This is a genomic window from Trichococcus collinsii (assembly GCF_900107505.1).
Lineage (GTDB): Bacteria > Bacillota > Bacilli > Lactobacillales > Aerococcaceae > Trichococcus > Trichococcus collinsii.
The window spans coordinates 328,202-342,557 of the sequence record NZ_FNQH01000002.1; the positions used below are offsets into that span (position 1 = coordinate 328,202).

Annotated in this window: 12 protein-coding genes and 1 other annotated feature; of the genes, 2 read left to right on the forward strand and 10 right to left on the reverse strand. The window is 49.3% G+C overall.

What is annotated here, in order from left to right; genetic code table 11:
- Positions 1-44: 44 nt before the first annotated feature.
- From BLV66_RS05820 to BLV66_RS05855, 7 genes are all read right to left on the reverse strand, one after another.
- Entirely contained in the window at positions 45-896 is an 852-nt protein-coding gene (locus tag BLV66_RS05820; RefSeq protein WP_086987380.1) for a transporter substrate-binding domain-containing protein, read from the reverse strand.
- A 29-nt stretch (positions 897-925) separates the two neighbouring features.
- On the reverse strand, positions 926-1,648 hold the full coding sequence (locus BLV66_RS05825) for an amino acid ABC transporter ATP-binding protein (RefSeq protein WP_086987379.1): 723 nt from the start codon (positions 1,646-1,648) through the stop codon (positions 926-928).
- Entirely contained in the window at positions 1,641-2,291 is a 651-nt protein-coding gene (locus BLV66_RS05830; protein ID WP_086987378.1) for an amino acid ABC transporter permease, read from the reverse strand. Before BLV66_RS05830 ends, BLV66_RS05825 begins: the two co-directional genes overlap by 8 nt.
- Positions 2,292-2,364: 73 nt before the next feature.
- Positions 2,365-2,595, reverse strand: a binding site (T-box leader).
- Between the two features lie 141 nt (positions 2,596-2,736).
- Entirely contained in the window at positions 2,737-2,940 is a 204-nt protein-coding gene (locus BLV66_RS05835; protein ID WP_086987377.1) for a YwbE family protein, read from the reverse strand.
- Between the two features lie 13 nt (positions 2,941-2,953).
- The gene (gene pepF, locus BLV66_RS05840; RefSeq protein ID WP_086987376.1) at positions 2,954-4,762 is read right to left on the reverse strand and encodes an oligoendopeptidase F; all 1,809 of its coding nucleotides are present in this window, start codon (positions 4,760-4,762) and stop codon (positions 2,954-2,956) included.
- 459 nt (positions 4,763-5,221) lie between these two features.
- Entirely contained in the window at positions 5,222-6,139 is a 918-nt protein-coding gene (locus tag BLV66_RS05850; RefSeq protein WP_086987374.1) for a ketopantoate reductase family protein, read from the reverse strand.
- 41 nt (positions 6,140-6,180) lie between these two features.
- Complete coding sequence (locus BLV66_RS05855; protein WP_086987373.1) at positions 6,181-7,044, reverse strand: pyridoxamine kinase; 864 nt, start codon at positions 7,042-7,044, stop codon at positions 6,181-6,183.
- Positions 7,045-7,214: 170 nt separating this feature from the next.
- On the opposite strand from BLV66_RS05855, the gene BLV66_RS05860 reads away from it, so the two are divergent.
- On the forward strand, positions 7,215-7,712 hold the full coding sequence (locus tag BLV66_RS05860) for an ECF transporter S component (protein ID WP_086987372.1): 498 nt from the start codon (positions 7,215-7,217) through the stop codon (positions 7,710-7,712).
- A gap of 143 nt (positions 7,713-7,855) precedes the next feature.
- Here BLV66_RS05860 and BLV66_RS05865 read toward each other — a convergent pair whose 3' ends face one another.
- Positions 7,856-8,767 (reverse strand): AEC family transporter, encoded by a 912-nt coding sequence (locus tag BLV66_RS05865; protein ID WP_143033105.1) that lies wholly within the window; start codon positions 8,765-8,767, stop codon positions 7,856-7,858.
- Between the two features lie 218 nt (positions 8,768-8,985).
- On the opposite strand from BLV66_RS05865, the gene BLV66_RS05870 reads away from it, so the two are divergent.
- Positions 8,986-10,419, forward strand: a complete 1,434-nt coding sequence (locus BLV66_RS05870; protein ID WP_086987370.1) for a bifunctional metallophosphatase/5'-nucleotidase — start codon at positions 8,986-8,988, stop codon at positions 10,417-10,419.
- A gap of 80 nt (positions 10,420-10,499) precedes the next feature.
- Here BLV66_RS05870 and helD read toward each other — a convergent pair whose 3' ends face one another.
- Together helD and BLV66_RS05880 are read right to left on the reverse strand one after the other, a co-directional pair.
- Positions 10,500-12,743 (reverse strand): RNA polymerase recycling motor HelD, encoded by a 2,244-nt coding sequence (helD, locus tag BLV66_RS05875; protein WP_086987369.1) that lies wholly within the window; start codon positions 12,741-12,743, stop codon positions 10,500-10,502.
- Between the two features lie 225 nt (positions 12,744-12,968).
- Entirely contained in the window at positions 12,969-14,333 is a 1,365-nt protein-coding gene (locus tag BLV66_RS05880; protein ID WP_086987368.1) for an MBL fold metallo-hydrolase, read from the reverse strand.
- Positions 14,334-14,356 lie beyond the last annotated feature (23 nt).

A 14,356-nucleotide genomic window follows, 5' to 3' on the forward strand; every position in this document is an offset into this window, starting at 1 on the left:
CTTTTCAGAGCACCCCTTGCACTTTTATTGGTTTAATACTGTTTTTATTCTGCTGTATTGTCTTCCATCAATTGTGTATTGACTTGAATCAATTCTTCAATCTTGCCGCTGTCTTTCATTTCTGTCAAGATATCATTGACAGTGTTCAAGAATTCGCCGCCGTTTTTAGCGACTGCGATTGCTGATTCATTCGGGTCACTTTGTACATCGAATTCAGCGATCATCAAAGTATCATTTTGGGAAACGAACTGCTTCGCAACCGTTTCAACCATCAAGATAGCGTCAACTTTTCCAGTTGTCAAAGACATGATTGCCGTGTTCCATTTTGGTACGGATTGGATTTCAGCATCCGGGAAGTTTTCCAACAGGTAATCTTCTTGAATTGTCGCTTTTTGCGTAGCCAATGCAGCTGTTTTCAATGAATCTTCAGATGTGATGGTTGCAGCGTCTTCTTTTCTGATCACCAATACGTCTTTTTGTGTGTAGTAGATGTCAGTGAAGTCAACGCTTTGTTTTCTTTCTTCAGTCGGGTTCATGCCGGCGATGATCATATCGATCTTGCCTGTGGATAATGCTGGGATCAAGCCGTCGAAGTCCATGTCTTTGACTTCCAACTCAACGCCTAATTCATCAGCGATTGCTTGCGCGATATCGATGTCGAAACCGACCACTTTATCTTCGCCGTCTTTCACAAGGTGCCACTCGTATGGAGGATAATCCGCGGATGTACCCATCACCAATTTGCCGCTGTCCTTGATTTCCTGCAATTTATCTGTCGTTGTTGTAGCTACTGAATCTGTTGCGGAGCTGTCCGCTGTCTCGCTTGTATTGCCACATGCCGCCAAAGCAAGAATGCTCATTGCACCCAAAGCTAATTTCAATAATCCTTTTTTCATCCTAACCCCTCCAAATTTCTTTTTTTATTTTATAGGACTTTCGATAAGAAATCCTTTGTCCGCTCACTTTTAGGATGATTAAAAATCTCATCCGGTGTTCCTTGTTCCATCACTTGGCCGTCATCCATGAAAAGGATGCGGTCGCCGACTTCTTTCGCGAAGCCCATTTCGTGGGTCACGACTACCATCGTCATGCCTTCCAACGCAAGATCTTTCATTACCTGCAACACTTCGCCGACCATTTCCGGGTCAAGCGCGGATGTCGGTTCATCGAACAGCATCATATCCGGCTCCATCGCCAAGGCCCGCGCGATTGCGATCCGTTGTTTCTGTCCGCCTGATAAGGATTGTGGATAAACATCGGCTTTCTCAGTCATACCCATACGCGTCAATAGTTTTCTGGCGATCGCTTCGGCTTTGTCTTTCGGTATTTTCTTGACTTGCTGCGGTCCGATCATGATGTTATCCAATACCGTCAGATGCGGGAAAAGATTGAAGCTTTGGAACACCATACCCATTTTTGTGCGGATGGAATCGATGTCCACACCTTTTTTGTTGATCTCTTGTCCTTCGAAGATCACTTTGCCGGTTGTCGGTTCCTCCAGCAGATTCATGCAGCGCAGAAACGTACTTTTGCCCGATCCGGATGGGCCGATGATAACGACCACTTCACCCGAGTTGATTTGTTCATCGATGCCTTTTAGGACTTGCTTATCCCCGAAAGATTTCGTAAGTTTTTCTGTTTTAATCACTTTGTTTCAACCTCATTTCTAGAATGTCCACTAATTTAGAGACGATTGATGTCATGATGAAGTACATCACAGCAGCGACCACTAGCGGGCCGAATGGCAAGAATGTCGCACCGCGGACCGTGTTTGCGGCGAACATCAAGTCGCGCAAGCCTAACACGGAAACGATGGATGTTTCTTTGATCAGTGTAACGAATTCGTTACCCAAAGCCGGAAGGATATTCTTGATGGCTTGTGGATAAATGATTTTTTGCATCGCCATTGATTTGCTCATCCCGATCGAGCGGGCGGCTTCCATTTGGCCTTTGTCGACTGCTTGGATTCCGGAACGGATGATTTCGGCGATGTAGGCTGCCGAGTTCAATGATACAGCGATGACGCCGGATAGGAAGTCAGGCAATTCAATATTGATGACGTACAATCCATAATAAATGATGAATAATTGCACCAACAATGGTGTACCCCGCACAATTTGGATGTACCCTTTCGCTAATATGCTGAGGAACTTGTTGGGCGACATTTTCATCAATGCCAATCCTGTCCCCAATATGACGCCCAGTACGATCGCACTGATTGAAAGGCCAATCGTATAACCTGCGCCTTGGAAATAAATCGGCATGTAGGTCTCAAAGAAAGTTGAATCCATTTGTATATAATCCCCTTTTTTATGTTTTTGCTGGTGGTGCTTTGGGTACTAAAAAACCGCCCCTTGTATTGCTACAAGAGACGGGTCAATGTTTGATTCCGCGGTACCACTCTAGTTGATCTGCTGTGAAACAACAAATCCACCTCGATTAAATTAACGCATAAAGTGCGTAAAAGGCTACTGAACGTTCACCTTTTCGTCATCCGAAGTGCGCTTCAATTTGATATTTTACTGCTGGGCTTCCACTCTATCCCGGCTCGCTGGAGAAAATATTCAAATCTACTCTCTTCATCACTGACTTTGTTTTATTCAGTTGTGGTATGAAATCATAATATAAGATTTGAAAAGAACTGTCAACAAAAAAACTATCATCGGATTTTCATATGATTCCTTTTTCTGAGAAAAGTAGTGATCACTCGATCTTTTTCTCATTTTTCATCTCAATTTATGCCTCGTCCACGATCTGTTGCACACGTCCGACCTGGTCGCCTTCAACCAGCATGACTTTGATTCCGTGCGGATGATTGGGGCTGTTGGTCAACAACCGTTTCACATGCCCTCTTGTCAATTTCCCGGTACGTTGGTCTTTCTTCAAAACGATATCGACCAAACCGCCGATTTTGATGTTTTTTCTGAGTTTTCCGTCCATAGTATCCTCTTTCTCAAGCAAGTTTTTTGCTTAGTGTGATGATTTGATCGACTGCTTCGTCCAAATAGCGGATCGTGTCCTGCAGCGCCTGATCCGTTTTGATGTCCACGCCGGCCAATGCTGCGGCTTCTGCGGATTCCAATTGGTCCCCTAGCGCCAGGAATTCCAACCATTTTCCGACAGCCGGTTCCCCTTCCGTTTTGACGCGCAGGAAGGCTTGGGTCGCGATCGTCAAGCCGGCCGAATAGGTGTAGGAATATAGACCCATGTAGTAATGGATTTGACGCATCCATGTCAGCTCCGCTCCGGCGTTGATTTCCACAGCATCTCCCCAGAATTGCTCCAGTACGCTCCTTTTGATTTCGCTCAATTTGCCGGCATCGAAGCTCTTGCCCGCATCTATCAGGTTGTAGACTTCTCTTTGGTAGGCCGCCTCCAGCAGGTGCGTAACGAAATTGTGGAAATAGGTGTCGGAAAGCATCTTCGTCAAAGCGAAGCGCTGCATGCGCGCATCCGTGCTCTTGCGCGCCAACGACTCCGTCAACAACAGTTCGTTGAAGGTGGATGGGCCTTCGATCAGGTACAATGATGGCTCCGAACCAAGGATGCTGTTGTTTTCGTTCGACAGGATCATCTGTCCGGCATGGCCCAATTCATGGATCAGCGTGTATACGTCCGAAAGTTGGTTCGCCCATGACATCAGGATGTAAGGGTGCGTGCCGTATGGGCTCGTGCAGAATCCGCCTGTCGATTTTCCGATATTCTGGGCGAAATCGATCCAGCGCTCCGGATAAGCCTGCATAATCCGGTCGGTATAATCTTGACCCAATACCGCGATGGCGTCCTGCACCATCACCCGCGACTCTTCGATCGACACTTGCGGCGAATACTCCGGATCCAGCGCAATCTTCAAGTCGGCATAGGTCATTTTGTTCAGTCCGCGTATTTCCTTCAGGTGGGTGATGTATTTCTGCATAACCGGCGCTAGGTCGATCATGATCGTGTCGATCTGGCGGTCATACAGATCGCGCGTCACTTCCTGCCCGTAAAGCAGATAGTCAATCACGGAATCGAAACCGCGCATCGTCGCCAGCGTCTTTTCTTTCTGCAGCTGGGTATAATAGGCCGTTGCGACAACGTTCTCGTAATCGCTGAGGACAGCCGAGAATTTATCGAAAGCTGCCCGACGGATCGCTGTGTCATCGTGATACATGTAGTAATCTTCGTAGAGCACGAAGCTCAACGGATATTCCTTCCCGTCGGCCGTAAAGGTGCCGAAGTCCATATCGCCAAGGCGGGCCTGCTCATAGATAGCGCTCGGCGCATCCAATGTTGGAGCCAACTGGGCCAATGCCTTTTCGACTTCAGGCGCAAGCTGGATGTTTTTATTTTTTTTTATGTGGCGGATGTAAGAAGCGAAGCGCTCTTCTTCCGAAATGACTTGATTGAAGACAGCGGCATCGCAGCCGATCAGTTCCGATTCGAAGAATGTCAGTTGGGCATTGATGTCTGCCATCGCGTTCGCCGTTTGCCGGGACAATTCGACATTGTCCGGATCGGTCAGGTCGGTCGCTTCCGGCATCATCGCATAGTGATCCGCCAATGTCGCGGTTTCGATGAGTTTTTCGTATTCTTTGATTGCGGCAAGGATCGTTTTGGCGTCCGTGAGTTTGCCTTCGTACGTCGTTGCGAAGGTTGCTGTTGCAACTTTTAAACCATTCAAAGCGGCCTCGAAGTCTGCTCTTGTTTTATAAAGGGCGGTCACATCCCAAGTCAATGCCTCAGGGACGTCCGCGCGGTTTTTCAGTTGTTCTTGTGTCATGATTTTTTGCTCCTTTTTTCGTGCTTGTTGACGAATGTCGAATGAATGCTTCCATTATAACAAAAAAATGCTGCCGGCGTCGGGTGTCGAGCTTGGCGCGGCTTCGCCGGAGTTCGACACCCGTAAACTCTCTCAGCTCCGGCAAAATCAAACCTGATAGGAGCTGGTGCTTTCCTCCGGTGAGCGGCTTTCTCATCGGAGTTGGGCTTCCGGCGATTTGCTCTGCTCCTGTGAGCGAATGTCGGCCGGAGCTGGGCGCGAAATCGCAGCCTGTCCTCCGTCGAGCGATGGTTCGTCGGAGGTGACTTTGCGCTCGCCTTAGCTCTGGCAAGGAGTGCCCCGCCGGAGTTGCGCTCGCCAAAAATCATTCGGCGCTGCTTCAACCTTCAGCAACAACGCAAAAGCCCCCGCTAGCGAGGGCTTGATGTCTTCGCCTGCGAAGGCCGGTAATTCGTTCTCTCAGTATGTTGCTTCGATGGCTTGGATCTGATCGTATAGGTACTGGTTCGTCGGAGCAGGCAATCCGTATTTTTTCGCTTTTTTCAGAATGGTACCTGCAAACAACTCGACCTCTGAAGGCCGTTTCGCAATGCCATCCTGCCGCATCGATGGCATCTCCAACGGCGTAAGTCCGTCGATGATCGCCAAGTCATTTTCCAGATCGGTTTCGGTCAGGTTGACGCCTTCCTTCTGGGCAATCGGCAGGACTTCGCGCATGGCAGCAATCATCAGATCGCGGGATGGTCCTGCTTCGTGGATGTCACGGAAAGTGCCTTCCTTCACCATCAGCACTTGGTTCACGCCGACATTCAGCATAAATTTCGCCCACATGCGGTGCAGGATATCCGCTTCGACCACATGCGGCAGGCCTGTTTCTTCGAAGAAAGCCGCAACTGCATCCAAACGCGCCTGTTTTTCGGCAGCGTCGAGGCCGATGCGCAGTTCACCGATATGGACAGATTTCACATCGTTGCCGATGCGCAACGCGTCCATCCCTTGGGCTACGCAGTGGATGACTTTCTCATCGCCGAATGCAGCTCCGATGACTTCCTCGCTGGCGATGCCGTTCAGGACCGAAATGATCGTTGTCTCCGGCCCGACCTGGTGGCGGGCGGTTTCGATTGCTTCATCCAAGTGGGTTCCTTTTACGGCCAAAATGACCAGATCCGCCGGTGCCAGGCTAGCATCCGTTTCGTCAACGTACTGGAAATTGCAGGCTTCGCCGTTGAAGGTAAACCCTTGTTCTTGGTAGCGCGCCATCCGTTCTTTGTTGACGACGATGCGCACGCGGTCCTTTCCGACGGCCTTTGTGAAATGGTGCCCGTAAAGGATCCCCAGGGCACCCAATCCGATGATGGCTACAGTTTCTATCTTCATTTGTTCACGCCTCTTTCCGAAAGATTCTTGCATAACTTCTTCTATTCAGCCAGTTTGTATTTGCGCAGTTGCGCGATCAGATATGGCAGATCCGTCTCGAATTGGACACCATAGTGCAGTTCGCGTCCGCTTTTCAGCGTGCGCTCGATCACCATGCTGTTGTAGCGGACAGCCGTATCGGTGGCTACAGCCAGCGGTAGATTTTGGAAAAGCAGACCGCCCACGACGCTTGTGAACAGATCACCCGCGCCGTCATAATGGCCGGGAAAATGTTTCGCGAAAGCATAATGCGCTTCGGGATCGTTTTGGCTGACGCAGATAGCACCGATCGTTTCCGTTTCCAAAGAAACACCCGTCAGCACGACGCTCTTCGGATTCAACACCCGCAAATCAGCCAATACTCCCGCAACCTCTGCTTCCTTATAAGGCTTCTTCAACATGGGGCGTTTCGTCAAAAAACAGGCTTCCGTCACGTTCGGCGTGATCACCGTTGCTTCCTGGCAGAGCGCCGCCATCTCTTCCACATATTCCAGCGTGAAACCCGGATAGAGCACGCCTTGATCGCCCATCGCCGGATCTAGGATGATGTGGGCATCCTCGGCCGCAAATGTATGGATAATTTCGCGTACGATGTCGATTTGCTGGTGCGAACCCAGATAGCCGATCAGGATGCCGTCGAATTTGATGCCCAATGATTGCCAATGCTGCAGAATACCCCCCATTTCCTGGGTCAGATCCAAAAAGGTATAGCCTTCAAATTCTTTACCCGTATGGGTGGATAATAGTGCAGTCGGCAGGATGCTCACCCAATTGTCCAGGCAGCTCACTACAGGAACCGCCACGTTCATGGAAATACGGCAACTGGCGGAAATATCTTGAATAAGCAGTACTCTCGGTTGACTCAAATGCTTGCACCCCTTTACTTTAGAAACTCAATTATTCCCATTCTATCATCTTTTCATCGGATTTTCTCATTTTTCCATCATTTTGAAAATTCTTATGAAAACGATGAGAAAAAGAGTGCAAACTTTTGCATAAGGACTATAATTAAAAATAATGCTTGGAGGCGAATTGCATGAAAACTAAAAAAAGTAGTACTTACAGATTGGTTGTTTTGGCCTTATTTATGGCGCTGACTGTCGTCATGACCTTATTGTTCCGCATTCCGATTCCTTACGGTTACGTCAACTTGGGAGACATGGTGCTTCTGTTGGCCGGTCTATCGTTCGGAGGCAGCGCAGGCTTCTTCGTCGGCTCACTCGGCAGCATGTTGGCCGACCTGTTTGCTGGCTATGCCTTCTATGCGCCGATCACTTTTGTCGTAAAAGGCTTGGAAGGTTTCTTTGCCGGTTGGTTGTTCCAGAAAATGGACCACAAGAGGCCGTTGGTTGCCACCGTGATTGCCGGTGTGTGGATGGCGATCGGTTACGCCATCGGGGACACGGTCCTTTTCGGCTTCGGCGCTGCGATTGCTTCATTCCCGTTGAACATCGCACAAGGACTCGTAGGAGCTTTCTTGTCCACCCTCTTGTATCGCTGGTTGAACCCTTATATTGCGAAGAAACTCAAATAACGACCGCGCGTTGAGGGAAACTTGTCGAATATTCTCTCTGCATTCGACAAGTTAGCTCCATTTTGAAAATAATTACCCAAAACCAGAAGAACGCCCATTCCGCGAACCGTGCGGAATGGGCGTTCTTTTTGCTTATATACCGTTCAAAATAGCAGCGCAGCCAATAACGGGATGGTGAACACCGAGAGCAGCGTCGAAATGAATACATAGCGCGTTGAGAAGGCCGTATTGCCTCCGTACTGCATCGACAGCGCGACAGCCATCGCTGGACCGGGCATGGCCGAGATGATGACGAGAATCCCTAGCATTGTTGGGTTCGTCAGGATGCCCTTCGTGGCCCACCATAGGAACAGCGGAATCACGATCATGCGGTAGAACGCAAACAGATAGATTTTCCATTCCTTGAAGGCGCCAAGGATATCGATGTCGGCCAATGACGCGCCGATGATGATCATCGCCAATGGGGACGTGATATTGCCGATGCTCGTGGCTGTATCCATCACCAACGCCGGCAATTTGATGTCGAACAGGAAAACGAAAACCGCGAACAGCGAAGCGAGGTTGCCCGGATTCAGCAGGATCGCTTTCCAGCTCGCCCGCGATTTTTTGGAACCTTTCGCAATCAGGAAGACCCCCAAAGAATAGATCAACAGGTTGTTGGGAATGCCGTACAGCGATGCATAAAAAAGCGCGCCTGTTCCGAAAATGGCCTGCACGACCGGCAGCCCCATGAAGCCGTTGTTTGTGAAGATGGTCAGGAATTCGATGATTCCTTCCGTTTCTTTATCCGCCCGGAACATTTTCGGACTGAACTTGGCCAAGCCGACCGTGAAAAGATACATCAGCGTCGCGGTCAACAGGACGAAGAGCGTGTCAGATTTCGTACCTACCTCACCTGCGCCCTCAACGGACGCGATAACAAGCGCCGGCACCGTCACATACGTGATTAACGCCGCAAAATTGGCGTTCGCGTGTTTGTTGAAAACCTTCATGACCGTTGCGAGATAGCCCACAAACATGATCAACACCAGCATGATCATCCTTCCAAATACCACCCTAACATCCAAAACCCGAACGCCTCCCCTGTCCCATCCATTTATATATCCAAATTCTAACACAGTTTTGCGCTGAAATTGCGTTTTAGAGTCAGTTTCACGATCCGACCTCTACGTCCCAGGGCATATCAATCGGTATCCACCGCACAGAGTGTTAGAATGGAAACAACAATATAATGAATGCTACTGTCACATTTCATCCGGAAAGGTGGATCCCTATGCAGGAAAAATTGACGATCCTTCAGATCAACGACACCCACAGCTACTTGGAGTTGCACAACGAACTGTTCTATGAAAAGGAGAAATTGGCATTCCGTAAAGCTGGCGGCTATGCCCGTCTCCAAAGCCTGATCAAAGATTTCCGCAGCAAAAATCCAACACTCGTTTTCGATAATGGTGACACAATCCACGGCACCTACGAAGCGATCGCTACGAAAGGCTGGCACATGCTGCCGGTGCTGAACGAAGTCGGTTTTGATGCGATGACATTCCATTGGGATACCGGTTTTGGTCCGGCAAATTTAAAAAAAATAGGCCAGCAGTTGGATTATCCGATTCTCGCAATCAATGCCTATGAAAAAGAGAGCGGTAAGTTAGCGTTCGAGCCTTACAAAATCCTGTCGGTAGGCGGACATTCAATTGGTGTGATCGGCATCGCCTGCAATATCATCGACAAAACAATGCCGCCCCATTTCAGCGAAGGCCTCTCTTTCACTTTGGGACGTGAGGAGTTGCCCGGCTACGTGGCGGAACTGAAGGAAAAAGGGGTCAATCTGATTATCGTCCTGTCCCATCTCGGTTTCCCGCAGGACCTGAAACTGATGAGCGAAGTCGAAGGCGTGGCAATCTGTCTAAGCGGCCATACCCATAACCGTCAGGAACATATCGTCACAGTAGGCGATACGGCAGTCATCCAGTCCGGTTCGCACGGCTCTTTCCTCGGGGCACTCGAACTGACCCTTGAGGACGGCGCGATTCAATCCATCGAACATCAACTCATTCCGGTCACGGAGAACATCCCCGAAGATGCTGAAATGAAAGCTCTGATTGATGAGGCTTTAGCCCCGTACCGCGAAAAATTGGGTCGCAACGTCGGTGAAACCAAAAAAGTACTGCATCGCGGTTGGAGCGTTGAAACGACGATGGACAACTTCCTCTTGGATGCGATCCTGTTCCACACAAAAACGGATCTGGCCTTCTCCAACGGCTGGCGCTACGGTGTTCCAATTCTGAAAGGCCCGGTGACACTGGGAGAGTTGTATCAGATCATCCCGATGAATCCGCCGATTTCAACCACTATCCTGACAGGCTCGGAAATAACCACTCTGTTGGAAGAGAACCTCGAAAGCACCTACGCAGCAGACCCATTTGATCAGATGGGCGGTTATCTGAAGCGGGCGATGGGCTTGCATGCTTATCTGAAACTGGAGAATCCGAAAGGAAACCGGGTCCAAAAACTTTTCATCGCCGGCGAAGAAGTCATCCCGGATAAAGAATACACAGTCAGCTATGTGACCAACCAAGGTGTGCCGAAGAAATTCGGAAAAGAACACAAAAATCTGGAGAAGCACGCGGTCGAAGCGATGATGGATTATCTGGCCGAGATGGGTCCTTACGAAAAGGAACTACGCGGAACCTATCAGATTGTCTGATCCGCCAACACAATGACAAATAAAACAGCCCCGACGGAATCTGCTTATGGACTGCAGCTTACGCCGGGGCTATTCAGGTTTCACATTTTTCTTACGTCATAATAATCCGAATCAACGCGTTCCATCAGTCCGGATTCCTTATCGGAAACGGTCAGATAGAGCTCGTGCATCGCCCGGGTGCAGATTGTGTAGAGGATCTGCATTTCATTCTGGGCAGCTTTTGCCGGATAGTGGCAAATCGCAAAAACGACATCGAATTCCAGACCTTTAGCCAAACGGGCCGGCATGATCAATACCGGATGGTGGCTGTTGTCGGTATCCTGCTGCACGAGTTTGAAGTCAATACCGGCAGCCGATAGTTCCTTGCTGATGTGTTCCGCATCTTCCGCATTGCGGCTGATGAAAGCAACGCGCATACCGGCAGCGACGCTCGCATCCACCTTCTGTTTGATGTAGTCCATATCGAGCCCGCCATCGTCAGTCAGCAGCACTTCCGGTTTCTTTCCGGAACGAATATAGGTTCCTTCCGGTTTATCGCCTTCGATGAAGCTTTCCGAGAAGCGGACGATTTCATTCGTCGATCGGTAGCTGGTCAGCAGACGGTACGAACGGAACGTGCTTTCGGAAAAGATGGTCCGGAGATCATCAAAGGAAAGACGTCTGTTCAGGATATTCTGATTCAAGTCGCCGCTCAGAATGAAGCGTGCGCTCGGGTATGCGTGCTGCAGCATCTGCAGTTGGAATGGTGAAAAATCCTGCACCTCATCCAGACAGATATATTGGTATTTCATGTCGCTGGATGGTCCCTTCAACAACAAGCGCAGACTATAGTAGGCATCCAAATCTTCCAGCAATACACTCTTCTCTGCCATATGTTCGGCAACCACTGCGATGTGGGTGCGCCATTCATCCTCATCCAAGCCAAAAGCATCCAATGAGAGCAGTTTAGGAACGGCTCTCAGGAAATGGATATATTGATTCTTGTAGCGGATAAAAGCTAGCGCTTCAATCCTCGCAACGATCGGTTCGAAAGCGTCCTCCAGGATATCCGCCGTCATGGCCTCTTCCATCGCTTTTTGGTTGTGGGTCTCTTTCTCATAACGGTAAAGGTCCAAGTCAGACATGGCAATCATTTCTTTTTCGACCCATGGCTTACCTTTTTGCGATTGTTGGATGCGTTCCACGCGCTGCAACAAGTGTCTTTTGAGAATATCCAACTTGCTGGCCAATGACCCTTGGCTATCGATGCTGTAGAAGGCTGACTCGATTTCCTTCTGCGAAAGGATGATATCATCGCGAAAACGGATATCCGAGAATTTCAGATAGCGCTTCTTCAGGATCATTCCGTATTTCTGTAACGCTTCATAAAAGGCCAAGCTACCCTTCAACACCGTAACCTTGGCTAAGCTGTCCTCTTGATCGGCGCGCAACGAAAATCCGGTCACTTTCCGCTCCATGAACTCGCTGAAGGTCGTATTGCCCACGTTCAGTTCGCCCAATGCAGGTAAAACTTGGGAGACATATTCCTGGAATATTTTATTTGGGGAAAACAGGACGACTTCTTCCGACTTCAATTGGTCCCGGAAAGCATACAACAAATAGGCGATTTTCTGCATCAGAACAACCGTTTTCCCTGATCCGGCAACCCCTTCAATCAGCGTGACGGCTGCTTTGGTTTCCCTGACGATCTGGTTCTGTTCTTTCTGCAAGGTGGATACGACCGTGCCCATCTGATAGGATGAAGGTCCTTCCAACACTTCCAGCAAATACGGATCGCCCATGACATTATCCGTATCCATCATGCGGATGATTTCCGCCTGTCTGATCAGAAATTGCCGTTTCAGGTCAACGCCGTATGTCATCGGTTGATCGGCTATCATCAGCTTCACTTTTTCGCCTTTGCTGCCTTCATAATAAAGCGATGCGATCGGCGAACGCCAGTCGACGATCAGGTTCTCGTCTTTCTCGAACAAAGATCCGATCCCAATGTAGATCGTTTCATTGCCGAAATCATCGTGATAATCGATACGGCCGAAGTAAGGCTCATCCTGCATTTTTTCCAAGACAGCGACACGCTCATTGCTGTTCTGCAATTCGTTATTGCGGATCATCAGTTCCTGCTCAAAAGCTCGCAATTCAGCCGACGATTCCCAGACGCTCTCGGAAGAACCTTGGCTGATTTTGATCTCTTTGGATTCTTTTAATTGCTGTCTTTGCTTTTCACTTTTTTCTTCTACTTGCTCGGCCAATCGCGTTTTTTCGTTGTTGATGACTTTGATGACGCGATGGACACGTTCCTGTTCTTTCGTTAGATCTTTATGCAACCAAATGACACCTCTCTCTTAAGAAAACTCTTGGACTATTCGGTCTACTTCACTAAATGCGACAATTAGTAGTATACCATCGTACAGGGATTCTGGCTATTCCTTGTACCTGAATTAAAACGTTCCAAATCAAAAAACAGCCGGAAGGGAAAGCCTGTTGCAGCTCTTCCTTCCGGCTGTTTTTGTTGTTCGGATTGCTTTTTGTAGGTTCTCATGCATTTGTGTCTATTCGTTGAGGGTCTTTTCGATTGCAGTGTATCCTCCCAGGATATTGATAATCTTTTTGAATCCCCTCTCTTCCAATGCACCGATGGCGACGGCGGAACGGACGCCAGATTGACAATGGACGTAAAGAGGTTCATCCCTCTTGAACGGCAACGGATCCTCCAAAAGCTTGCCGAGGAGTACGCGCTTGGCATCGGACAGATGCCCTTTATCCCATTCACTCTTCGAACGCACATCCAATATCTGCAGATCCTTTTCTTGGCGCAAGGCGATGAATGCGGCTGCCGTGATCGTCTCGGTCATCTTTTCGTCCTTGATCTGGCCGGCATCCAAATAGCCTCTGACTTGGTCGAACCCGATGAGCTGTAGCTGACGGGCAGCCGTTTCAGCATCTTTTTTGGTTCCGATGAAGGTCACTTGGCCTTCGTAATCCAGGAACCAACCGGCATAACTCAAAAACTTTTTGTTCAGCGGAATATTGAGCGTCCTTTCGATGTGTCCGGCTTGATACATTTCTTTCGCGCGCAGATCGATCAGCCTATCGTTCGGACCGGCCTGTTGAAGCGGGAAGACCGGATAAGGGACGTAGGCATCACTGTCCAATTTATTGATCTTCTTCATCTGGGCAAAATAGCTCGGCGGCTCAGGCTGGTCATCCGTCAGGGCTTCGATGAAACTCGCTTCCTCGTCATGTTGGAAAGCCCAGTTGTTGTCTTTCTCGTATCCCAACGTAGTCATCGGTACTGCTCCCAACGATTTTCCGCAGGCACTGCCGGCACCATGTCCGGGCCAGATCTGCAGATGATCCGGATAGTCTGTCATTTTCTTAAGAGAGCGAAACATCTCTTTTGCACCGATTTTAGTGGTACCTTGCATATGCGCAGCCTCTTCCAGCAAGTCTGGCCGGCCGACATCGCCCACAAAGATAAAATCGCCGGTGAACAGTCCCATCGGAATGTCCGAACCGCCACCGATGTCCGTCAACAGAAAGGATACACTCTCCGGAGTATGTCCAGGCGTGTACAGGACCTCCAGTTTGACCTTCCCTACTGAGATGATGTCCCCATCCTGCAGCAGCACGCTTCCTTCAGGCAGATCCTGGTACTGCCAGTCATCCCCGCCCATGTCCGAGACATACAGTTTGGCGCCTAAACGCTTCCCCGTCTCCCGCAGACCGGATGCATAATCGGCATGGATATGCGTTTCTGTCGCCGCAGTGATGACCAGGCCTTCGTCTTCGGCTGCCAAAATATAGTCTTCTAACTTGCGCAAGGGATCAATTATGATGGCTTCTCCGGTTTTTTGGCAACCCACCAAATAGGAAAATTGCGCTACTTGCGGATCGAAAAATGATTTAAAAAACATGCATGAACTCCTCCTTTATCTTG